This window comes from Butyrivibrio sp. XBB1001, assembly GCF_000424505.1.
Taxonomy (GTDB): domain Bacteria; phylum Bacillota; class Clostridia; order Lachnospirales; family Lachnospiraceae; genus Butyrivibrio.
The window spans coordinates 205,962-227,299 of record NZ_AUKA01000002.1 but is presented as its reverse complement, the minus strand read 5'-3'; the positions used below and the strand labels follow the sequence as shown (position 1 = coordinate 227,299).

The 21,338-nt window shown below is 41.9% G+C and carries 25 protein-coding genes; all 25 read right to left on the bottom strand.

Annotated features, from left to right (window positions below):
* Window positions 1-4: 4 nt before the first annotated feature.
* Window positions 5-295: a type II toxin-antitoxin system RelE/ParE family toxin gene (locus G631_RS0103865; RefSeq protein WP_026488331.1), complete on the bottom strand. Its 291-nt coding sequence runs from the start codon at window positions 293-295 to the stop codon at window positions 5-7.
* A gap of 3 nt (window positions 296-298) precedes the next feature.
* Window positions 299-652: an AbrB/MazE/SpoVT family DNA-binding domain-containing protein gene (locus G631_RS0103860; RefSeq protein WP_035783510.1), complete on the bottom strand. Its 354-nt coding sequence runs from the start codon at window positions 650-652 to the stop codon at window positions 299-301.
* A gap of 125 nt (window positions 653-777) precedes the next feature.
* Complete coding sequence (locus tag G631_RS0103855; protein ID WP_026488329.1) at window positions 778-1,383, bottom strand: DUF6088 family protein; 606 nt, start codon at window positions 1,381-1,383, stop codon at window positions 778-780.
* A 65-nt stretch (window positions 1,384-1,448) separates the two neighbouring features.
* Entirely contained in the window at window positions 1,449-1,967 is a 519-nt protein-coding gene (locus tag G631_RS0103850) for a metallophosphoesterase (RefSeq protein WP_026488328.1), read from the bottom strand.
* Window positions 1,964-2,248 carry a resolvase gene (locus G631_RS0103845; protein ID WP_035789293.1) on the bottom strand — a complete coding sequence of 95 codons (285 nt, stop codon included), beginning with the start codon at window positions 2,246-2,248 and terminating at the stop codon, window positions 1,964-1,966. The genes G631_RS0103850 and G631_RS0103845 overlap by 4 nt, the downstream gene beginning before the upstream one ends.
* A gap of 113 nt (window positions 2,249-2,361) precedes the next feature.
* Window positions 2,362-2,742 carry a hypothetical protein gene (locus G631_RS19900; protein ID WP_051196798.1) on the bottom strand — a complete coding sequence of 127 codons (381 nt, stop codon included), beginning with the start codon at window positions 2,740-2,742 and terminating at the stop codon, window positions 2,362-2,364.
* Entirely contained in the window at window positions 2,742-3,236 is a 495-nt protein-coding gene (locus tag G631_RS0103835; RefSeq protein ID WP_026488326.1) for a hypothetical protein, read from the bottom strand. The genes G631_RS19900 and G631_RS0103835 overlap by 1 nt, the downstream gene beginning before the upstream one ends.
* A 281-nt stretch (window positions 3,237-3,517) precedes the next feature.
* On the bottom strand, window positions 3,518-4,000 hold the full coding sequence (locus G631_RS21605) for an Abi family protein (protein ID WP_442855801.1): 483 nt from the start codon (window positions 3,998-4,000) through the stop codon (window positions 3,518-3,520).
* Window positions 4,001-4,313: 313 nt separating this feature from the next.
* Window positions 4,314-5,087 (bottom strand): metallophosphoesterase family protein, encoded by a 774-nt coding sequence (locus tag G631_RS17870; RefSeq protein ID WP_081671217.1) that lies wholly within the window; start codon window positions 5,085-5,087, stop codon window positions 4,314-4,316.
* Between the two features lie 13 nt (window positions 5,088-5,100).
* Entirely contained in the window at window positions 5,101-5,895 is a 795-nt protein-coding gene (locus G631_RS0103820) for a hypothetical protein (protein WP_026488324.1), read from the bottom strand.
* Between the two features lie 105 nt (window positions 5,896-6,000).
* Window positions 6,001-6,300 carry a hypothetical protein gene (locus tag G631_RS0103815; protein WP_026488323.1) on the bottom strand — a complete coding sequence of 100 codons (300 nt, stop codon included), beginning with the start codon at window positions 6,298-6,300 and terminating at the stop codon, window positions 6,001-6,003.
* 416 nt (window positions 6,301-6,716) lie between these two features.
* Window positions 6,717-8,135, bottom strand: coding sequence for a 23S rRNA (uracil(1939)-C(5))-methyltransferase RlmD (gene rlmD / locus G631_RS0103810; protein ID WP_026488322.1), 1,419 nt, complete (start codon window positions 8,133-8,135; stop codon window positions 6,717-6,719).
* A gap of 231 nt (window positions 8,136-8,366) precedes the next feature.
* A complete protein-coding gene (locus tag G631_RS0103800) occupies window positions 8,367-8,630 on the bottom strand; it encodes a hypothetical protein (protein ID WP_026488321.1) in 264 nt (87 codons plus the stop codon).
* Between the two features lie 97 nt (window positions 8,631-8,727).
* Window positions 8,728-11,331 (bottom strand): UvrD-helicase domain-containing protein, encoded by a 2,604-nt coding sequence (locus tag G631_RS0103795; RefSeq protein WP_026488320.1) that lies wholly within the window; start codon window positions 11,329-11,331, stop codon window positions 8,728-8,730.
* Between the two features lie 31 nt (window positions 11,332-11,362).
* Window positions 11,363-12,010, bottom strand: a complete 648-nt coding sequence (locus G631_RS0103790) for a DUF1836 domain-containing protein (protein WP_026488319.1) — start codon at window positions 12,008-12,010, stop codon at window positions 11,363-11,365.
* A gap of 31 nt (window positions 12,011-12,041) precedes the next feature.
* Window positions 12,042-13,733: a DNA repair protein RecN gene (gene recN / locus G631_RS0103785; RefSeq protein ID WP_026488318.1), complete on the bottom strand. Its 1,692-nt coding sequence runs from the start codon at window positions 13,731-13,733 to the stop codon at window positions 12,042-12,044.
* A gap of 59 nt (window positions 13,734-13,792) precedes the next feature.
* Complete coding sequence (locus G631_RS0103780) at window positions 13,793-14,242, bottom strand: arginine repressor (protein ID WP_026488317.1); 450 nt, start codon at window positions 14,240-14,242, stop codon at window positions 13,793-13,795.
* A gap of 81 nt (window positions 14,243-14,323) precedes the next feature.
* On the bottom strand, window positions 14,324-15,175 hold the full coding sequence (locus G631_RS0103775; RefSeq protein ID WP_026488316.1) for an NAD(+)/NADH kinase: 852 nt from the start codon (window positions 15,173-15,175) through the stop codon (window positions 14,324-14,326).
* 2 nt (window positions 15,176-15,177) lie between these two features.
* Window positions 15,178-16,080 carry a TlyA family RNA methyltransferase gene (locus G631_RS0103770; protein WP_026488315.1) on the bottom strand — a complete coding sequence of 301 codons (903 nt, stop codon included), beginning with the start codon at window positions 16,078-16,080 and terminating at the stop codon, window positions 15,178-15,180.
* Window positions 16,081-16,089: 9 nt separating this feature from the next.
* On the bottom strand, window positions 16,090-17,943 hold the full coding sequence (gene dxs / locus G631_RS0103765; RefSeq protein WP_026488314.1) for a 1-deoxy-D-xylulose-5-phosphate synthase: 1,854 nt from the start codon (window positions 17,941-17,943) through the stop codon (window positions 16,090-16,092).
* Between the two features lie 23 nt (window positions 17,944-17,966).
* Window positions 17,967-18,908 carry a polyprenyl synthetase family protein gene (locus tag G631_RS0103760; protein WP_026488313.1) on the bottom strand — a complete coding sequence of 314 codons (942 nt, stop codon included), beginning with the start codon at window positions 18,906-18,908 and terminating at the stop codon, window positions 17,967-17,969.
* A 5-nt stretch (window positions 18,909-18,913) separates the two neighbouring features.
* Window positions 18,914-19,156 (bottom strand): exodeoxyribonuclease VII small subunit, encoded by a 243-nt coding sequence (xseB, locus tag G631_RS0103755; RefSeq protein WP_026488312.1) that lies wholly within the window; start codon window positions 19,154-19,156, stop codon window positions 18,914-18,916.
* 131 nt (window positions 19,157-19,287) lie between these two features.
* Window positions 19,288-20,454 carry an exodeoxyribonuclease VII large subunit gene (gene xseA, locus G631_RS0103750; RefSeq protein ID WP_051196851.1) on the bottom strand — a complete coding sequence of 389 codons (1,167 nt, stop codon included), beginning with the start codon at window positions 20,452-20,454 and terminating at the stop codon, window positions 19,288-19,290.
* Between the two features lie 37 nt (window positions 20,455-20,491).
* On the bottom strand, window positions 20,492-20,893 hold the full coding sequence (nusB, locus tag G631_RS0103745) for a transcription antitermination factor NusB (RefSeq protein ID WP_026488310.1): 402 nt from the start codon (window positions 20,891-20,893) through the stop codon (window positions 20,492-20,494).
* A 70-nt stretch (window positions 20,894-20,963) separates the two neighbouring features.
* Window positions 20,964-21,317, bottom strand: a complete 354-nt coding sequence (locus G631_RS0103740) for an Asp23/Gls24 family envelope stress response protein (RefSeq protein WP_026488309.1) — start codon at window positions 21,315-21,317, stop codon at window positions 20,964-20,966.
* Between the last annotated feature and the right edge of the window lie 21 nt (window positions 21,318-21,338).

Genomic DNA, 21,338 nt, shown 5'->3' with positions numbered 1-21,338 from the left:
GTTCTTAATTCCAATACTTCTTTAATTCTTTGTAAAAATTCTCGTGTGTTCCTGCCAAAATCACTACTACAGTTTCATCATTTACATATTCCACTGTATAAGCCACTCTGTAATCAGTCTTGTTATACCTGAAATCGTAGGTAGACACTCCTTCCAGATCACCTACTTTTGCATCTCCTATGGATGGATCTTCAACAATCTCATCAATTGCATCTTTAAACAACCCCTTAAGATTTTTATCCTTAATCTTTTTAAGATATTTACCTGCTGCAGGAGAAATAATAAGTTTTGCCACTAATCATTCCTCCTCACCGAAGACATCATCATATGACATTGACTCAAGCTCTCCGGTTGCCATCTTATGAGCGTCATCAAGCATTTTCTTAACTGCTGGTCTTACTTTTGCCTGTCTATTCTTGAATTCCTTAAGTAGAGCTTGTCCAGAATATCCTTCCTTTATAAGATCAGAAAGAATCTCTTCTGCAAATTCACCATTAGAATCAATTCTAGCCGGGCGTATAACCAACTCATTATCCCTTATGATACATTCTGCTTTATCTTCAAACCCAAGTTTTGCATAAAAAGCTCCTGGGATAGTTAGCTGTCTTTTTGACGAAATGCTTATAATCTTTTTATTCATTTCAGCTATCATTACGAACCTCCTAACCGAAACAGTCCAAAAACAAATTTCTTTGTTTCTTGGTTTCATTGTATCTCACTTTCTTTGTTATTTCAATTAACCTTATATTTATTTCATAAAAAAATCAGCAATAGTTGTCACTTTTTACATACCTCTTTTATAACTCCATATATCCACGGTGTAGTAGTCATTGCCTCACGAAGTATTTTTTTCTTTTCCTCTTCCGGTAGCAAATCTGATAATATACTTATGTCTTTAGGCTGAATTCTATCTTTTCCAATACTCTTAATTGCTTGAATAACTATAATCGTAATGTAACTTTTGCCGGATATTTCCTTATTGGCGCAATGCTTAAACTCAACCAGATAATTTCCAATCTTGTACTTTCGATATGGGCCATCGCTGACATAGCTATAATTAACAGGTACCTGTGTTGATAAATGCAGGAAGTTAAGAGCTGTTTCTCCTGAAGGAGCAATTGTCCAGTTATACTTCCTAGCAAGCGCCTGAGCTACCTTTTCAATATTTGGTGAACTATACTCTCCTAACAGCTTGCTGTACAATGGCTTATCATATATTCCTTTTATGACTCTTCTGATCGTCCCTGCTTCACCAAGTCTGGATAATGCCTTATTAGTAGGATCAGTCCCTGCAATATCAGCAAAATCTATCGCCGAAAAAGCATAACCTGAATCAGCATCTTCTATTCTTTTTTCTATTTCAATCTGATATTTTTCTCTCATCTTGAGCGCCTTTCGTCAGATAAATTATATAATTTGTCAGACGTATTGTCACGATTACTACATGATTATCGTGGCATTTCAAAGAACTCAATAATCTGTTTCACCGACACAGGATAAAAGTTATTTGCATCCACTCCGACATCATACCTGAGCACACCTTCGTTCCTGTTCTGCTCGTTATAATCCATTCTCGCGTGTATGTGCCCATGTAGCTGAATACTTCCGCTGTTTTTCTTGGGCCATGACAGCATAGGATAATGCATAAGTGCGAAATATCTTCCATTAAGTGAAACCGTCATGAAATCTTTTATGTCTTCAAATAATACTGGATCATATTTTTTATCATGATTCCCATTTATCAGATACTTCTTGCCCTTCATTCTAGCTATAACACTGTTGGCTTCATCGACACTCATATGGTGGCAAATATCTCCTAGAATATAGACAGTATCATCCTTACCGACAACTGCATTGTAGTTTGTAAGTAGTATCCGGTTCATATCTTCTACAGATTCAAAAGGTCTGTTCTGCATGGTTATGATGCCTCTATGCCCCAGATGTAAATCACTTGTAAAATATATCATTGGCAATCCTCTAACTCCCTCTGACGTAAAGCATCATAATAAGCCTTGTAACGATATGCAGTTCTCCTGCTTATCTTGCCTTCTGCTACAATCTCCATGATCGTCATGCCACTTTCAAATTTGACAGCAAAGTCATTATATGACTGCGTCCAAGCTGCATCATGTTTCTGTCTGCCAGCAAACTTACGACCTCTGTATTCCTCAAGCTCAGCTTTCAGATTAGCATTTTCCACTTCCAGTTCACTGATCCTTTTCAGAGCATCTTCCAAAGTGGTTATCATATTTACCTCCTGTGCCAAAATTTTTATGACACAATTATAGCCATTCAAAAAGAGAGTGTCAATTTAATATTGACACCCTCCATGAATCTATTCTTATTAACAGGCAGTATTATTTAAAGCGCAATCTTTATTGTCTTCCTATCAGGATTCTTGGCTACTACTCTGTCCTTATCACCATCCGACCAGAACCGATCCATGATATAGCAGTCGTGGCAGCAATACTTCCGGCCCTTCTTCCCATATGATGAAAAGAAACGGCCACAATAGGCGCAGACTTGATTGTAATAAGCGCCAGCAGATTTATTACCCGCCTCAGGATGCTCTTTCCACCATCTTCTCCTGCACTCATCTGAGCAAAAAAGCTTTTTCCCGGAATGAGGCTTTCTTACAAGATGCTTTCCACAATACTTGCAGTTATCAGGAGTATTGCGATGCTCCCTATATTGCATCTTTACCTGCTCTGCATATCCATCAAGGCCATAGTCAAGAAGCATTAATCCCACTGCATTAAGTTCGCCACTTCATTTTCTGTGCCACATTTAGGGCACGGTAGCATACTTGGGATAATGTCAGAATTTTTCTTCATAACATTCCCACACTTACTGCAAATATGACTATATTCCCTTATCAAATGATAATTTTCTTCCAAATCAAAACGCATTACACAAGGCTCGTGTCCAAGTTCTTCAACAGTTTTTTCGCCATACGACCGCCTCTTTAAAAGCTCAATATCATTCGGTGCGTACAATGATAGATTTGCATCCACCTTCCAGTTACCACAATCATCACATATAAACAGTTCACGTTCTGCATCCACTGCAGCATAAGGTGTTTCTCTGAAAAGCTTCTGCATTTCTTCACCATACTTACCATTATCTATACTTTCCAGCGTTTCTCTATACACCTTAGGAAAAAGAAATCCTATCCCCAGCTGAACCGAGTATCTTTTCTTGCAGTTCTTACATTTAAATAAATATCCTGTTCCCATAACAAAACCTCATTGTCCCCTGTGAACCTCAACAAACCTGTATATCTTTCCCAGCAAATATTCGTCCCCACAACTGGTATTCCCCAATGTACATCGTCCGCCAAAAGTACATAATGTTTGCTTCGATTTTTGTCGATTTGTTTCCTTATAAAATCACCTCAAACCCGCATGGTTATGCGGTTGTCTTAGTAAGCAACACGACGGTCTCAGCGGTTCGCTGTTTCCACTCTGTCTTCGCACTTTGTGCTCGACAATCGTGGACAGCTATCGCATGGACAGCGTTAGACTTCTGACGTCGTCCCTTCGGTCCTAGTCAAAAGGACTACTGTCTCAACATGCGGTACTACAGCATATAATTTAAACATACTGCGAAGGATAAGGCACCAGATATGTTCACCCCTTTTTACATAGTTTGCGGTGAAGGGGTTAAGAAATAGCGGACAACTACGCTGGTTTTCAGCTATACAAGCTGACACACGTTGTAAAAAGGTATTGTGGTTATGTTTGCTATTATAATTTGTACTATCTGTATAGCCTTCTGCATCATACTTCTGAGAATGGTAATATGAAATCTGAGATTTTAAGTATATCTCTATTTCATCTATAGTTCCCATTATCAACTTTCTTAATTCAGAGTCAAAATAGTATATATTCTCTAATTGCTCAAAGCTTGTACCATCATGAAATTTTTTGTCTGTTTTTGAAATAAACGGAAGAAAATATCCCGAAAACCTATAATTGTTAACATGATTGAGAAAAGAAATAACATTGCCACTGTTCTGAATTTTAAGTCCCTTATTTCTTAATATTTCAACCTGCTCCTTATAAGTCTTAGACTTTTTAAGTTACATAATAGCCCCTAAAATAAAAATGTGCTCCCATTGGACACTTCAAAGAGAGGTGTGGGAGCTCCTGTTAGTTTCAGTATAACAAAAGCTACTATTTTTTCAATAGCATTTTTATCCATCCATTTTCGTCAGATAGATTGTTTGTTTATCTGACGAACAGCCACGTCTATTATCATGAGTGGTTGTTTCTAAAATGGTATTAACCACCTTAAGCTCTTTTCTATACTTATCAAGTCTTTGGATCTTCTTCACCCACTGTAACCGTACAAACTTTATATCCCAGTTTCCCCATAACTGGAACCTTTTCGTATTTCCTGGTTTCAGTATCAATAATGATCATGGCAGATTCTCCAATCTGCCTTCCATCACTATATGTAGACAATACATCTGTAGAAATGAAACCATTCTTCTCGTAGATTTCCTTAACCGGAGTATGGCCAATCACCTGCGTATAGGTTTCCTTTCTAAAAGCCTCCACATCTTTATACTGTGGTCTGTACCAAAGCGGTGATTCATCATTCCACAGATATTTATCCGATGCACTATTCACTGCTTCCACAACCTCATCTATATCTGCATCCAGTAATTCAGGATTTAATCTGCTGACATACTCCGCAGTCAGCCCACCATGCATAAATAGCACATTATCAATCCTGTGTATAAATGCAATCTGAGATTTGTTCTGTAATGAATCCTTTAGCTCATCAAGCTTTGAAATCACAGTTCTTTCAGCGTATGGTGAATAGCCTGTTTCGAGTTTGCCCCAGAGATAACTGACATCATGATTGCCATAGCACCATAATGTCTCAGGATTATCCTTGGCAAAAGAAATAGCCCTGTCGAAGGTGTCTCGGTATTGAATCACATTGAATTCCATATTCCAGTCATCAGGTATATCCATAAGGCAAACAGCTCTTTCGGCCTTGCCTTCCTTAAGGATTTCTGATGCTCTATCAAATATCCATGGTTTTAAATGTATATCAGGGATTACAAGTACTTTCATTTATCAAGTCCTTTCAAAAAATGTATTTAGAAATCATCTTTTTTATAATTCTGTCGTTAAGCACATTTCCTGAAGATTCAAAAGATACTATTAGATTATCCCCCGGAAAATAGCCATTTGCAATATACGAGTTGATCTTCCGTACTGCTTTTTCCGCATATGACGGGTCATCCATTCTACCATCATGTTCCCAGTAAACTTCTTTACCATCTCTTTTCCTAAGAATAGTGAAATCAGGGTAGACAGTTCCTACTCCCTTAAGATTCAATGGGCATTCGTATTTGTACTCAATGCCTAAATCATAGAATGTATCTGCAATTATCTTTTCGGATTTAGATCGGACACGTTCCCCTTTCTTAGTGTAGATTACTGGAATGTTCTCAGAAAACTCTTTTCCTGTGTAGGAGATATCTTTCCATTCTGCAAGACGATGTCTCCAAGGCTTCTCTACTGGAATGACAAGCTTCTGTCTTACTGGATGTAACTGATCATATATATCCTCGATTTCATTGTCGTTATATTCAACACTGAGCTTCTGGATTTGCTTAATTCGTCTTTCTACTAACCTTTGTACCTTTTGGTCGTACGACTTTTGAGCTAGTTTAAATGCCAGTTCTTGGTTTTCCTTCTTTATGAATTGTCCATTTTTATCCTGCTCAGTGCAATGCATGTATTGTATTTGACTCTTTCTGGTTGATGTTATTCTTAATGCACCATCTGGAATATTCTTAAGCCTATTATCTACAACAAGTTTTATCGCCTGCAGTTTCTCCTCTTCATGTTTTAGTAATTCTTTTAAACCATTCATTTACTTGTTACTTCTCCTTCTATTTGTTATTTCTATTACAAGTTTTTCTTTTGTATGTTGCTTTTACTTGTGTGTCTTTATTTGTCTGCCTTTATTTGTATATCTTTATTTGTCTGCCTTTATTTGTATATCTTTATTTGTCTGCCTATCGTTATATATTTGCGGCTTTGGCAGGCCGTTTATCAGCGTACTGTCTGCCTTTTCGCTAGAAATATTGCACTTCGGCAGACTATCTCTCGCCCTAGTATCTGCTTTATTTCTGTATATATTGCACTTCGGCAGACTTTCCCTCGCCCCAATGTCTGCTTTATTTCTGTAAATATTGCCCTTAGGCAGACTATCCTGCGCCCTAATGTCTGCTGACAAATGCATAAATGCATATTTAGGCAGGCTATTTGAAGACATTTGGTCTGCTTAAATACAGCACCCTCAAATTCAAGCAGACAAATTCAATTGTTCTAGCCTGCTGATATTCCCAAATATAGGCATCAAGCAGACAAACACCAATAAATATGTCTGTTCTATATAAAAAAAATTGGATTTGCAGCAGACAAGCTTTGAATAAAACGTCTGCTAAGAATCAAAAGTTCAAGATTGCGGCAGACTAAAAGCTTAGTCAGCCGCAATTATTAGAATATCTTGTTAGAATTTGTGATCAGAAAACTGTTTAGTCGACATGTTTCCTTCTAAAACCGTTTCAAACCCGCATGGTTATGCGGTTGTCTTAGTTAACAGAACGACCGTCTCAGCGGTTCGCTGTTTCTGCTCTGTCTTCGTCCTTTCGGACTTGCCAATCGCAGACAGCTATCGCATGGACAGCGTTAGCCTTCTGACGTCGTCCCTTTGGTCCTAGTCAAAAGGACTACCGTCTCAACATGGTTTGTCCAGGGGAATTGATCCACGGCAACGGCTCTGCTCATGACGTAGCCGTTTTCCTGGAGGATTTCAAGGTCTCTGGCAAGGCTTGTTGGCTTGCAGGAGACGTAGATCATGTACTGAACGCCGTAGTCAATGATCTTGGAGAGGGCCTTAGGATTGATGCCATCGCGAGGAGGGTCAAGGATGATCATATCAGGCTTGTCCTGGATGTCATCAAGGACCTTGAGTACGTCGCCTGCGATAAATTCACAGTTATCAAGGTGATTGAGCTTGGCATTTTCCTTGGCTGCCTCGACAGCTTCTTCTACAATCTCAACGCCGATAACCTTGTTGGCAACAGGCGCAAGGAGCTGGGAAATCGTACCAGTTCCGGAGTAGAGGTCGTAGATTACACCGTCTTTACTGATTTTCTTCTGGTCGTAGAGGCTCTTGATGTAGTCTCTAACAGTCTGATAGAGGACTTCCGCACTTAAGCTGTTTGTCTGGAAAAATGAAAAAGGAGTAATCCTGAACTTAAGGCCCAAAAGGTGCTCGTAAAAGAAATCCTGGCCATATAGAATCTCTGTGCCTTCGTCTATGACTGCATCAGCAAGAGAGTCATTTTGGGTGTGGAGAATACCTGTAATCCTGCCATCAAGAGTCAGGGATAAAAGAGCGTCCTTAAAGCCAGTAAGGTCATGCTGTTCCTGAGTTGTAGTTATAAGGTCAACTAAGATATCTCCTGTCCTTACAGCCTTTCTGACTAGGAGGTGACGAAGATATCCCGTCTGTTTCATCCTATGGTAAAAAGAGATTTCTCCATTTGCATGCATAGGTGAAAAATAATCCAGTGTTGCTGAAAGAATAGCTCTGTAATCATCATCTACTATTCTACAGCCGCTAACTGTAACTATATCGTAAAAGCTGCCTTTTTTGTGCATTCCAAGGCACAATGGGCCGCCCATAACTTCATCACCAAAGGTAAATTCCATTTTATTTCTGTACGCAAACTTAACCGGGCTAGTCTTGATTCCTTCCCAGTTAACGCGCTCAGACTGTCTGTCCATGGCAGGTTTAAGAAGTGCTCTGACCTGCTGCTCTTTAAGGCCCAATTCCTTGACATAAGGCATAGTAAGGTAACTACAGCCGCCACACTTGCCAAAGTGGATACAAGGGCTCTCTATAGCATCTGTAGGCTCTTCTAAAACCTCAACAAGCCTTCCCTCTGCTCTATCCTTGCGAACCTTCTGAATTTGCACAGAAACCTTCTGATCTGGAAGAACGCCCTTTACAACGACCTTTCCCTCAGCAGTTTCCACGATTCCTTTGTTGGGGAAATCAACCCTTTTTACAATTCCTTCAATAATCTCTTTCTTTTTCACGGTAAAAAATCTTTCTATCTTTCAAAATAAAGAATTTCGCATATTTCATCTACACATCTGCACTCAGCAAAAAATGTAGTGTTTCCAGTTTCACAGAAATAGCTATTCTGGAACAGTATAAGAGCCAAGCTGCGCCAAAGCATCCGGCACACTTGGCCCCCAATTTTTCTATTTCTGTTCTGTTGCTACGAATTGTCACTACTCCTTCTCAAAAGGGCCAGGCAAATCGTATCACTCCTTGATGAAGTCCTCATCATCGAAGTCGTCATCAAAATCATCAAAATCGTCATCATAATAATCATCTTCAAATGCTGGTGTCATATAGCGATAAACCAAAAATGAGATGATAGCTACAGCAGAAGCTGCACCAAGTACAGCCAATACCCAAAGGATCACATTGGAAGGCTTCTTGGCATTAGCTGCTTCTCTCTTGTCCAGTAATTCGTTGATTCTTGTCAGTTCAATAATTTCATCGATCTTAGATTTTACTTCCATGGTAACCCCTTTCTCATAAAAAAAATAATTCTGTAATAAGTATAACATAGATTATTGAATTTCATCAGAAATTCGATAATCGTATTGGATTTCCGGTTCAGATTTTCTTGAGCTTGGCGAAGGCTGCGTACATGATCTTCTGGCCGCAGTCGTCAAATTCTACGGTAACCTTATAGTCTCTTGGGCCTTCTTCAAGGCCAGTGACTACTCCTACGCCGTATTTGATGTGTGATACCTTGTCGCCGACGCTGTATTCAGGCTTGCCTGTAGTTGTGGGCATTCCCTTGGACAGGCCTGCAAGGCTTCCCTTGGTGTGGGTTTTGGCAACGCTTGAGATGTATGGTTTATCCTTGGGTTGGGCGCGCTTAATTGGTGGTTTGTTGACTGGTGACGCCTTGAGCTTATATGTGTTAGCCAGTCCTGATCTTGCGCCAGCACCAGAGCTTCCATTTCCTGTTCTATAACCTGTACCATCCACACTAGTACCGTATCCTGCTCCAGTTCTACTAGCACCGTATCCACCACTCTTAGCAGCGGTTTCGTTGGCCTTTCCGATGCCCTTGGCGTAGGCTGGCTTTATTCCCGAATAGCCCAGGTCGCTGTCTGGTACCTCATCTGAGTAGGTGTTGTATCTCTTGTTGTAGCCACGGCTATAAGCGGAATCATCTGAATATGTTGACTCGACTCCCTCGTACTCGTCAATTGAGTCACCGTCATCAAAAAGAAATGCCGGCTTATTGCTTTCTCTTAGGCCTGACTTGTCAAGAAGTTCGTCCGGAATCTCGTAGACAAATCTGCTGGTCTGGTGGTACTCATTTCTACCCCAAACCTTCCTCATTCTGGCAGCTGACAAAGTGAGGTGGCGTTTTGCACGGGTTATACCTACGTATGCAAGTCTTCGCTCCTCCTCAATGTCCTCAGGGTCCTCTTCTCCGTCAAAGACATGGCTTGGGAACACTCCCTCTTCCATTCCTGCAAGGTAAACATGTTCAAACTCAAGTCCCTTGGCGCTGTGAAGGGTCATAAGAAGAACTTTCTCATTGTCTTCGCCAATCTTATCTATATCAGCGATAAGGGCAACTTCTTCCAAAAAGCTTGAAAGAGAAGCCTCTTCCCCTGTTTCTTCTGCCTTTTCCTCGTAGGATGCGATCTTTGAAATAAGTTCATCCACGTTCTGGGCTCTGTCATTATCTCCGCTATCATCCTCATCATCAATGGTCTTAAGATAGTCCATATATCCCACAACTTCAATGACATCCTTGAGGAGGTCTTCCAGAGAATAGGTCTTCATCTTGGTCCTGAAAGCACGGATCATTGTAACAAAATCAAGAAGCTTACTAGCACTTCTTGAAACAGCCATGATCTGATCTGCTTCGCAGAGGGCTTCAAAGAAGCTTATTCTTCTCTCATCCGCATAGTTCTGGACATAATCAAGGGTTGTGGCACCTATGCCACGCTTTGGCACGTTGATGATTCTTTTAACAGCCACATCATCTGAGCCGTTGTCAATTGTCTTAAGGTAAGCCAAAAGATCTTTTATCTCGCGTCTTGCATAGAAGTTCGTACCACCTACGATATCGTAAGGGATACCCTCATGAACAAAGCGCTCTTCTATAAGTCGTGACTGGGCGTTGGTCCTGTAGAGTACTGCGCACTCATCATAGGATAGCTTGCCATTTCTCTTTAACTTACCGATATCAGAAGCAATAAACTCTGCCTCATCATAGGCTGTATCAAACTGGCGCAAACGAACCTTGTCGCCATCTTTTTCATCAGTCCAAAGAGCTTTATCCTTACGGCCGAAATTATTCTGGATAACTGCATTGGCCGCATCCAGGATCTGCTGCGTTGATCTGTAGTTCTGCTCAAGCTTTATGACAGTGGCATTCTTGTAAACCTTCTCAAAGTCCAGGATGTTCCTGATATTGGCACCCCTGAATCTATAGATACTCTGGTCATCATCACCTACAACGCAAAGATTCTGGTACTTGTCCGCAAGAAGCCTTATAAGCTCAAACTGGGCATTGTTAGTGTCCTGATACTCATCAACCATGATGTACTTGAATCGCTCCTGATAGGAGTCAAGAACATCAGGATTTTTCTTAAAAAGCTCAACAGTCTTGACAATAAGGTCGTCAAAGTCCATGGCATTGTTCTTTTTAAGAGCTGCCTGATACTCAGTGTAGGCCTTGGAAATCTTGACCTTTATATGATCATTCTGCGTAGCCAGGGCATATTCCTCTGGAGATACCAGATTGTCCTTGCACTTGGAAATACTGCTCATGATCTGACGAAGTTTAAGTGTTGTGGTCTCAAGCTGATATTTCTTGCAGATGTCCTTCATTACTGTCTTGGAGTCATCTGTATCATAAATTGTAAAATTATTGCCGTAGCCAAGCTTGTCCGCGTATCTTCTAAGAATGCGAACGCAGCTGGAGTGGAAGGTTGAAACCCAGATACTCTCGGCTCCAAAACCAACTATTTTATCTACCCTTTCACGCATCTCCCCGGCTGCCTTGTTGGTAAAGGTGATAGCCATGATGTTCCAGGGGTTAACATTGCATTCGTCTATAAGATAAGCCACTCTGTGGGTCAAAACCCTGGTCTTACCCGAACCGGCGCCAGCCAGAATAAGGACTGGTCCGTCTGTCTGAAGCACAGCCTTTTTCTGCTGCATATTAAGTGTATCGTAAATTCCCATCTATATCTTAATTCCTTTGTTTCTGTAATTCTCACTTCTTGTCTTTGCCCTTATCCTTAGACTTCTCCTTGGCTGCTGCCTTGGTCTCAGTCACATTATCAAGGATTTTCTCAATAAGAAGCTTTTTAACGTAAACATCATAGGACAACTCAATGATAAAAGAGATCATCTGCATCTTCTTTTTCTCTTCATCGCTGATATTCTCGTCCTTGAAGGTCTCAAGAGCTCTTGCATATTTCTTTTTAAGGTCCTCTATAACGGGCTCTAGAGCCTCACTCTGAAGTTCATAGGCGTTCTGATAGATCCTGCTAAGGTTCAGCTCGTCATCACTTCTGTGGAACCTGTCATTTAAAGGCCCTAAAAGAGTCTGAATGTCATTTATGGACAGGATGTTCTTGAGATAGTAAATAAAAATAAGCAAAATGACGTGATCTCTTGAATACTTCTTCCTGACAGGAGGCGGTAGCAGGTCATTCTTGGCATAGTTATTTATCATAGTCTTTGTAAGGATCTTGTCGGTCTCCGGATGACGTGTTGTCTTTTTAAGCCTCTCATCCATAAAGGTCGTGAGCTGATCCATATAAAGATCTATGTTGGGCATCTCATCAAGAGAAATCGTATCGATTCTTCCAAGAGATGCGATTATGCTGTTCATTAGATTGTCATTATCAATTGTCATTTTTACTATCCTCGTAGCACACCCCAAAAACTTAACTTTTCTTACTCTCAAGAGCTTCATTTCTCATTTCCTGAGCATTTTGCACCACTGCATCAGTAATCTTGTCACCTCCAAGGAGTCTTGCAAGTTCTCCTATGGAAGCCTCTTCAGAAAGGGCGTAGATATTAGTCACAGTCCTTCCATCTGACAAGCCCTTCTCGATCATAAAGTGCTCATCTGCCATGGCCGCAATCTGCGGAAGATGCGTGATACAAATGATCTGGTGCTCCCTCGAAAGCTCTCCCAGCTTTTTGGAAACCTTCCAGGCAGTCTTGCCACTAATTCCCGCATCAATCTCATCAAAGATAAGCGTGCTGATGTCATCCTTGTCGGCAACTACAGTCTTGAGCGCCAGCATTATCCTTGAAAGCTCACCACCGCTTGCAATCTTTTCAAGAGGACGAAGATCCTCACCTGGGTTTGTAGATATCATGAACTCTACACTATCATACCCCTTGGAAGTAACGCTATTTTCATCGCTCTTTATAGAAATCTCAAATCGAACATCCAGGAAATTCAGATCAATAAGCGCTTCCGTAAGCTTTTTCTCAAGTCCCTTAGAAGCCTTCTTCCTGATATCTGAGATCTTTTTACACAGCAAAAGAACTTTCTCTTCCTGGGCCTTGAGCTCTGCCTGTAGCTTATTTCTGTGGGCATCAAGATCTGATAAGGTATCGAGCCTTTCCTGTTTCCTTGATAGTTCCAAAAGAACTGCCTCTATACTACCGCCATACTTGTCCTTGAGATGGTTGATCACATTGAGTCTGTCCTCAACCGTGTGAAATTCCTCATCATCAAACTCAAGGTCACTTATATAGCCAGACAGAGAGTGGTTGAAATCTGTCAAAAGATTCTCCACATCCGAAAGCTGGCTTAGAAGATCCTCAAGCTCGCTGTCGTAGGAAGAAACAGATGACAGCTCTCTTACAGCTCTTCCGATCATGTCAGATGCGCTCTCCTCGGACTCTCCAGAACCAGTCATAGAAAGAGCTACCCCTGCAGCTTCAGAAATCTTGCGACTATTTACCATTTTGTGGTATCTAGTTTCAAGCTGCTCATCTTCGCCGGCAACGAGTTCTGCATCAGAAATCTCAGAAACCTCAAATTCAAGAAGTTCCTGCTCTCTCATCCTGGAATTTTCATCCATGGAAGTCTCATCCAGTTTTTCTCTGATGTCCTCTAGAACACGCAGATTTTCTTTAAGCTGGGCCGGAAGATTTTTAAGATCATCCATACAATATTCATCAAGAATCTCCAGATGTTTATTCTTGTGAAGGAGCTCCTGATGATCATTTTGTCCGTGGATATTTATCAGAATATTAGAAATGTCTTTTAACTGTCTTGCAGTGACGTTTTCCCCGCAAACCTTAGATACACTTCTACCCTGCATGAGCTTTCTCTGTATGACTACTGTTCCATCCTCATCAGGCTGGATATCCATAGCCTCCAGTAGCTTTCTCTGAGCTTCATTCTCAAGCCCAAAGACAAGCTCTACAAGAGCATATTCCTCCCCGGTTCTTATAAGGCCTGCATCGGCCTTTCCTCCCAGCGCCAGGTTCACAGAGCCAATGACTACTGATTTACCTGCACCAGTTTCTCCAGTAAGGATATTAAGTCCTTTGGAGAACTCAATCTCCTGCTCCTTAATTAGAGCAAGATTCTTAACATGTAAACTGTATAACATATTTCCTCATCCTTTTTCGAAATGAGAACCCCGTCTTATTTATAGTAAAAAGAACTAACTCACTCCAGCATTTCACGGAATTTATCCATTACTTCCAGGGCTTCCTCGTTAGTCTTTATAGCTATCATAATAGTGTCATCTCCCGCTATGCATCCAACAATCTGCGGCATTTCAATAGCATCAATTGCTGCTGCAAGAGCCATTGCCATTCCTGAAACTGTCTTGATAACGAGAATATTCTGAGCCAGGTCCATCTTAACAAAACCTGCCTTTAGTACGCTAACATACTTATCCTGCATAGCTTCTGGGTCTGCAGTTGAATAAACATATTTCTGTCTGCCGTCCTCAGTTACCTGCTTGCTGAGCTTCATCTGCCTGATATCTCTTGAAACAGTGGCCTGTGTAACATCGTAGCCCTCATCCTTAAGAAGGCTTGCCAGCTGCTCCTGAGTCTCGACTTCATACTTGGCTATAAGCTCAATTATCTTGTCATGTCTGTTTTTTTTCATACAAAAATACCCCACTCATAAATCACAAAAATCATTATATATCGAATTGCTCAGGACTTAATTGTCCTCGCAATTTCATAATTATTTAGCATCAAATTTCTTACCAAGAGCCTGCAAAAAGCTTACCTTGTTAAGCTTGACTATCTTGGTTGTCTTATTAGCTCTTTCTATCTCAATCCTGCTGCCTGTCTGAAGTTCCAGCCTTCCGCTCCCGTCAAAATAAGCAATTGACTTCTGCACAGCTCCACCTCTGCCCTCTCTCATGACCACTGTTATCTTGGTCTTATCTGAAAGGACCATACTCCTTGAATTAATAGTATGTGGACAGATAGGAGTAATCAGGATCATGTTGGCTGAAGGCTCAACGATAGGCCCTCCCGCTGACAGGCTATAGCCTGTTGAACCTGTAGGAGTTGAAATCGCAATTCCATCTGCGTGATAATTGCAAAGGAACATATCATTTACATATATGTCAAAGTTGATTATTGAAAACTCACCAGCTCTGGTAATAATAATATCGTTTAGAGCGTAGTCGTGCTTGTCATCAACAACTCCATAGAGCATCATTCTGTCTTCTATATCATAGTCACCTGCAAGGAGCTGACGCAGCGCATCATCAACATTTCCAACCTCTACATCAGCCAGATATCCAAGTGTACCCAGGTTTACACCAATAAGCGGAACATCAAGGTAAGCTGCGCTTCTTGCTGCCTGCAGCATTGTTCCGTCTCCGCCCAGGACTATGCAGCATTCTGCCTCTTCCGGTATCACACTTAAATAGTCTCTTGATACTTTGTTCTCAGATTCCTCTTTATCAATGTTCTCTGCTATTACACATTTCTTGCCATGACTCTCAAGGTAATCCTTGATGTGCATAGTCATTTCAAGATTCTTGTCCTTGTCCTTGTTAGTAACTAAGCAAAAGCAATCCATAATTATTTATCTAAGCTCCCATGCGCTCTTGCAACAGTTTCTGCAATGAGCTTTTCCATTTCAGGGCTATGCGAAAAGCCATCGCCCTGCTCCTCCACAACTTTAAGTGTCTTCTCTCCATCTGCCTCAGTAAGCTCTTTTACCCTGTCATTAGCCTCAGGGTTCTTGCTGATGTGGACCAGATACTCAATATTACCCTCTGGCCCCTTGATAGGCGAATAATCAAGATGAAGTACGTCAAAACCGGCTATATTCACGAAATCAATGATCCTGTGGACAACTTCCTCATGAACCTTGGGATCACGAACAACTCCCTTTTTACCGACTTTTTCTTTGCCCGCCTCAAACTGAGGTTTTATAAGGCATACCATCTCGCCCCTGTCTCTAAGGAGCCTTCTTGCAGGCAACAGTATCTTCGTAAGGGAGATAAAAGAAACATCGCAGGAAGCAAAGTCCAGATCGTCCTGAATGTCATCTCTTACCATATATCTGAAATTGGTCTTCTCCATGCATACTACGCGGTCATCGCTTCTAAGCTTCCAGTCCAGCTGGCCATGGCCCACATCCACCGAATACACCTTGGATGCGCCATTCTGAAGCATGCAGTCAGTAAATCCACCTGTAGAAGCTCCAATATCCATACAAATCTTATTTTCCAGAGAAAAGCCAAAGTTATTGACTGCCTTCTCAAGCTTGAGCCCGCCTCGGCTCACGTAGGGAAGTGTATCTCCCCTGACTTCAAGGCTTGTTATCTTGGCTTCCTCAAAGGTTGTTCCAGGCTTGTCCTCTCTTTGTCCGTTGACAAAAACCTCTCCGGCCATTATAAGTGTCTTGGCCTTTTCTCTTGAAGGCGCAAGTCCTCTGTTTACAAGAAGAACATCCAGCCTCTCTTTTTCTTTTGCCATAATCTTTCCTTATTTCCTAATTTCTTCAAGTACACGGTTTGCAACAGACTCAGGGTCCATTGAAAGCTCCTTGTAGAGCTGGTCTACGCTTCCGTGTGTCACAAACTTATCTGGTATCGCAATTGATAAGACGGATGCATCAATCCTGTTCTCATCGATATACTTTCTGACCTTCTCTCCATAGCCGCCTGTAGCCACATTTTCTTCCATTGTTACAAACAACTTGTGAGTCTTGCTGGCTGCGTGGATATAGTCAGTATCAATAGGTTTAACAAATCTGGCATTAACAAGTGAACACTTAATGCCATTTTCCTTGAGGATTTCTCTTGTCTTTTCAGCAATCTTGACCATGCTGCCAACAGCCAAAAGACATACATCCTTCTCTTCATAAATAGGCTCGCACTTGCCCATTACTATAGGAGCTCTGAACTCCTGAAGTCCTGAATAAGCGTTACCTCTTGGATATCTGACTGTGATAGGGCCGTCAAAATCCACCGCAAACTTCAGCATATCTGAAAGTTCCCATTTATTCTTGGGGGCCATAATATGCATGTTAGGCATTGTAGACATATAGGAAAGATCGAAGATTCCCTGATGGGTTTCTCCATCACTTCCCACAAGTCCTGCCCTGTCTATAGCAAACACAACTGGAAGATTCTGAAGGCAGACATCTTCTAGAATCTGATCATATGCTCTTTGTAAAAAAGATGAATAAACCGCAAACACAGGCTTGTACCCGCCTGTAGCCATGCCTGCCGCAAAGGTAACAGCGTGTTCCTCTGCTATTCCTGCATCCACAAATCTGTCAGGATACATGTTGCGGAATCTCTTAAGTCCCGTGCCATCAGCCATGGCCGCTGTGATAGCAACCACCTTGTCATCCCTTGCTCCAAGCTTGCACATTACAGTACTGAAAATATCCTGGTAATTGGCTGTAGTTCTGGGATTTCTGGGAAGGCCGTTCTCGACAAGGAAAGGCTCTGTTCCATGGAATCTTGCAGGATGCCTCTCTGCAGGCTCAAATCCCTTGCCCTTCTTGGTCATAACGTGGATAATGACAGCTTTTTTGACCTTCTTGGCTTCCTTGATGGTTCTGACAAGAGCCTGGGTATCATGTCCATCAACAGGCCCCAGATAAGTAATTCCAAGGTTTTCAAATACCATTCCTGGTATAAAAAGCTGCTTAAAGCTGTTCTTGGCACGTCTGATGCTGTCAACCATCTTGGGATTGGAATTACGAAGCTGCTCGTAAACGTCCCACTTAAGGTTAAGGTAGCCTTCTGCAGTACGGACAGAATCAAGGTATCTTCTCATTCCGCCAACGCTCTCAGAAATAGACATTTCATTGTCATTTAGGATTATGATGTAGTTGGTCTCAAGCTTGGCTGCGTTGTTGAGAGCTTCATAAGCAAGGCCTCCAGTAAGAGAGCCATCTCCAATAACAGAAACAACTGTATAATCCTCTCCCTTAAGGTCTCTGGCCTTGACCATTCCAAGACCTGCAGAAATAGAAGTAGAGCTATGTCCCGTATCAAAACAGTCGGTGTCTGACTCGCATCTCTTTGGGAAGCCGCTCATGCCACCATACTGACGAAGGTGGTCAAACTGATCCTTTCTGCCAGTTAAAAGCTTATGAGTGTAGCACTGATGTCCTACGTCCCAGATTATCTTATCCTCAGGAAGATCAAGTGCAACGTGGAGAGCCATTGTAAGCTCAACTGTTCCAAGATTAGATGCCAGATGTCCACCTGTAACTGATAATTTTTCTATTAAAAATTGTCTTATTTCCTGGGCAAGCTCGGGATATTTCGACTTGGGAATATCCTTGATGTCCCCGGTTTTATTTATCTGATCAAGAAGCATATCTCCGCTCCCTTCATTTCGTATTACTTTTGTCTATAGATGAGGTAGTTAAAGAGCTCATCAAGAAAGCTTCCCTTAAATCCAAGCTCCTCTAAAATATTCATAGCCTCATCCGATAGCTCTTTTACCTTGGAAACAGCATTGTCCATTCCATAAAGGCTCACATAGGTGCTCTTGCCATTCTTCTCATCAGAGCCGATTGGCTTTCCAAGAACATCTGCTGTGCTGGTGATATCAAGAATATCATCCTGAATCTGGAAGGCGATTCCAACGTTACTGCCGGCCTTCTCAATCTGAGAAACCTGGGCAGAAGTCGCTCCACCAAGAATAGCCCCTATCATAAGGCTTGATTCTATCAGTGCTCCAGTCTTGTTCTCATCTATGTAATGAAGTGTATCCTTCATCTCTTCTTCTGCAACGTCAGTGGCATTCTCAGCGCAGATATCAGCGCACTGGCCTCCAACCATGCCGTAGATTCCGGCTTTTTCAGTCAGCACCTTAAGTGCTGCCATATATCTGTTTGAAGTTTCTCCGTCGAAAAGAGATAGCTCTTTTCCCTTTATAGCGCCTAATACCGCGGTTTCATAGGCAAGATTTAAAAGGCCATCCCCTGCAAGGGTAGCCATTCCTGCCCCATATACAGCGTGGGTTGTCTTCCTGCCTCTTCTGTACTCGTCATTATCCATAGCAGGCAGATCGTCGTGAACAAGAGAATATGTGTGGATCATCTCCATAGCCGCCATAAATGGCCTTACCACATCCTCGCTTGAATCTTCTCCTGCAAAAAGTTTGTAAGCTTCAAGCATCATCATAGGCCTTAGCCTCTTGCCGCCTGCCATAAGACTGTAATTCATAGCCTCGATAACAGTTCTTGCGTAGCCTGACTCTTTTGGTAAAAAAGCTTTCAAAACCTCTTCTATATGAGATGCCTTATCCGATAGTCTGTTTTCAAAGTCGCTTCCCATAGTACTTATTCAAAGTCTGTAAGACTTCCATCCTCCGCAATTTTCTGAACTTTTTTCTCTACTTCCTCTATAGTCTCGTGGGCATATTTAAGAAGTTCCATGCCTTTCTGGTACTGCTTAAAAGAATCTTCAAGACTGATCTCGTCGCTGTCCAGAGCCTGGATCTTTGCCTCTATCTCAGCAAAAGCCTCTTCTACAGAGAGCTTTTTATCCTGCTGTATGTCTTCTTCCTTTTTCCTTGGTGCCATATCTATCTCCTGTGTCCTTGTGACCGGTTTCTCTGGTCAATTCATCTATTCATCGATACTAGGACTTATATCTGCACTTACTACTGATTCCAGTTACTGCTGCATGAAAGCTCCCTGGTATTCTAATGAAGTCACTGGTACTTCATCTCTGCAATATCTGTAACCTGAGCCTTAATCTTACCATCTGTCACGTATAAAGAAATCTCGTCACCCTTTTTAACCTGGCTGATGCTGCGGATGTTACTGCCATCAGAAGCTGCAGCATAGGAGTAGCCGCCCTTAAGCCTGTCAAGTGGCGATAAGCCTTTTAGTCTTTCAATATCAACCTCAAGCCTGTGCCTGTAACTTAAGACTTTCCTGTCCATCAGTACCTGTAACTGGTCCTGATACTGATCCATCCTAAGGAGTCTGTCCTTGATCTTGCCCATAGGACTTAAAAGACGAAGTGTCTCTTTATACCTGGTCTCCTGCATCTTCAGATCAGAAATCCGCCTGTCCATGGATCTGTGTAAAGAATAAGCATAGTCCTGAAGATCCTGCAAGAATCTCTCGTATTCAAAAACAGCAATCTCTGCCGCCGCAGAAGGTGTAGGTGCTCTTCTGTCTGCAACATAGTCCGCTATTGTAGTATCCGTTTCGTGTCCAACTGCTGAAATAATTGGAATAGGGCAATCGAAAATGGCCTGAGCCACTATCTCTTCATTGAATGCCCATAAGTCTTCTATAGAACCTCCGCCTCGGCCCACAATGATAACGTCTACCTGTTTCTGTGTTAAGGCTTCTATGCCTCTTACTATACTCTCAGGAGCCTCATCACCCTGAACTATAGCGGGATAAAGAACTATCTGGATATGTGGATTTCTTCTGGTGGCAACGTTTATGATGTCACGCACCGCTGCTCCCGTAGGGGCTGTAACAACGCCGAGAGTATGTATATATCTGGGGATAGGCTGTTTGTACTCAGCAGCAAAAAGCCCCATTTCTGACAGTCTCTTTTTAAGCTCTTCATAGCGCTCATAAAGAGCACCAGCTCCGTCCAATAAAATCTCCCTGGCATAGAGCTGATACCTGCCGTCTCTTTCATATACATCTATGGTCCCGGTGATCTTGACCTGCTGGCCTTCCTTCATCTGGAATTTCAGGCCGCCTCTTTCTCTGTCCCCCCGGAACATAACACAGGCAATAGCGCCTCCGGCATCCTTGAGTGTAAAATAGATATGACCGGAGGAATGATATTTGCAATTGCTCACTTCTCCCTTAACAGTAATGGACTTTAAAAGAAAGTCCTGAGTGAACATGTTCTTTATGTATGCATTAACCTGTGTGACTGTATATTCACTGCGCAAATTTAGCTAACACTCCATTTACAAATGCTGGTGAACCATCCTGTCCAAACTTCTTGGCAAGTTCAACAGCTTCATTGATAGCAACACCTGTAGGAACTGACTCATCATACTGGATCTCGTATACAGCAAGTCTGATGATAGTAAGATCAACCTTGGCCATACGCTTAGTATCCCAGCCTGTTGCCTTCTCATTGATAGCCTTGTCGATGTCCTCAAGTTTCTCAGCTATCTTCTCATATTTGTCTCTGATGTAATCAGCGTCTGACTTGGAAAAATCAAGGTCGCCCTCTGTTGTAAAGAGTTCCTCCTGCTCAGACATTTCTTCCTTGGTGTTAAATTCAACACGAAAGAGCAGCTGGAAAATCTGCTCTCTAAGTTCTGTTCTATTCATATTTATTATCCATTCTAAAAAAGTTGTATATCAGTTACTCTTGCGGTTTCTCATCCGCGGCTCTGTGATATCAAGCCTTAGGCATTACGATTCCTGCGATTCTGATATTGACATCAGTAACCTCAAGGCCTGTCATGTTCTCGATAGTAGTCTTAACACGAGTCTGAGCCTGCTGGCAAGTTGCTGGAATATTGTAGCCATAAGCCATCATAAGTGAAAGATCAACCTTGACATCAGATGAACCGATCATGACCTTGGCACCCTTGGATAAGTTCTTGCGGCTTACCTTCTCAAGAGTATCACTTACAAATCCTCCTGCCATTGCTGAAACGCCGTCAACCTCAAGAGCTGCCAAAGCAGCAATTCTTGCTACAACGTCATCCGCAATCTTAACTGATCCAATCTCTGCTAACTCTTTACCCATTTTATCTACTCCTCATTGTTG

Coding starts and splice junctions, on each gene's coding strand:
- G631_RS0103770 (WP_026488315.1), bottom strand. CDS start 16,080: ATGGCAAAAGAAAAAGAGAGGCTGGATGTTCTTCTTGTAAACAGAGGA.
- recN (WP_026488318.1), bottom strand. CDS start 13,733: ATGTTATACAGTTTACATGTTAAGAATCTTGCTCTAATTAAGGAGCAG.
- G631_RS0103780 (WP_026488317.1), bottom strand. CDS start 14,242: ATGAAAAAAAACAGACATGACAAGATAATTGAGCTTATAGCCAAGTAT.
- dxs (WP_026488314.1), bottom strand. CDS start 17,943: ATGCTTCTTGATCAGATAAATAAAACCGGGGACATCAAGGATATTCCC.
- G631_RS0103740 (WP_026488309.1), bottom strand. CDS start 21,317: ATGGGTAAAGAGTTAGCAGAGATTGGATCAGTTAAGATTGCGGATGAC.
- G631_RS0103795 (WP_026488320.1), bottom strand. CDS start 11,331: ATGGGAATTTACGATACACTTAATATGCAGCAGAAAAAGGCTGTGCTT.
- G631_RS0103860 (WP_035783510.1), bottom strand. CDS start 652: ATGATAGCTGAAATGAATAAAAAGATTATAAGCATTTCGTCAAAAAGA.
- G631_RS0103815 (WP_026488323.1), bottom strand. CDS start 6,300: ATGTCTTCAAATAGCCTGCCTAAATATGCATTTATGCATTTGTCAGCA.
- G631_RS0103820 (WP_026488324.1), bottom strand. CDS start 5,895: ATGAATGGTTTAAAAGAATTACTAAAACATGAAGAGGAGAAACTGCAG.
- G631_RS0103760 (WP_026488313.1), bottom strand. CDS start 18,908: ATGGGAAGCGACTTTGAAAACAGACTATCGGATAAGGCATCTCATATA.
- G631_RS0103855 (WP_026488329.1), bottom strand. CDS start 1,383: ATGAGAGAAAAATATCAGATTGAAATAGAAAAAAGAATAGAAGATGCT.
- xseB (WP_026488312.1), bottom strand. CDS start 19,156: ATGGCACCAAGGAAAAAGGAAGAAGACATACAGCAGGATAAAAAGCTC.
- G631_RS0103835 (WP_026488326.1), bottom strand. CDS start 3,236: ATGGGAACAGGATATTTATTTAAATGTAAGAACTGCAAGAAAAGATAC.
- G631_RS0103790 (WP_026488319.1), bottom strand. CDS start 12,010: ATGACAATTGATAATGACAATCTAATGAACAGCATAATCGCATCTCTT.
- G631_RS19900 (WP_051196798.1), bottom strand. CDS start 2,742: ATGCTTCTTGACTATGGCCTTGATGGATATGCAGAGCAGGTAAAGATG.
- xseA (WP_051196851.1), bottom strand. CDS start 20,454: ATGTTCACTCAGGACTTTCTTTTAAAGTCCATTACTGTTAAGGGAGAA.
- G631_RS0103850 (WP_026488328.1), bottom strand. CDS start 1,967: ATGATATATTTTACAAGTGATTTACATCTGGGGCATAGAGGCATCATA.
- G631_RS0103845 (WP_035789293.1), bottom strand. CDS start 2,248: ATGATAACCACTTTGGAAGATGCTCTGAAAAGGATCAGTGAACTGGAA.
- G631_RS0103800 (WP_026488321.1), bottom strand. CDS start 8,630: ATGGAAGTAAAATCTAAGATCGATGAAATTATTGAACTGACAAGAATC.
- G631_RS0103775 (WP_026488316.1), bottom strand. CDS start 15,175: ATGGATTGCTTTTGCTTAGTTACTAACAAGGACAAGGACAAGAATCTT.
- G631_RS17870 (WP_081671217.1), bottom strand. CDS start 5,087: ATGAAAGTACTTGTAATCCCTGATATACATTTAAAACCATGGATATTT.
- nusB (WP_026488310.1), bottom strand. CDS start 20,893: ATGAATAGAACAGAACTTAGAGAGCAGATTTTCCAGCTGCTCTTTCGT.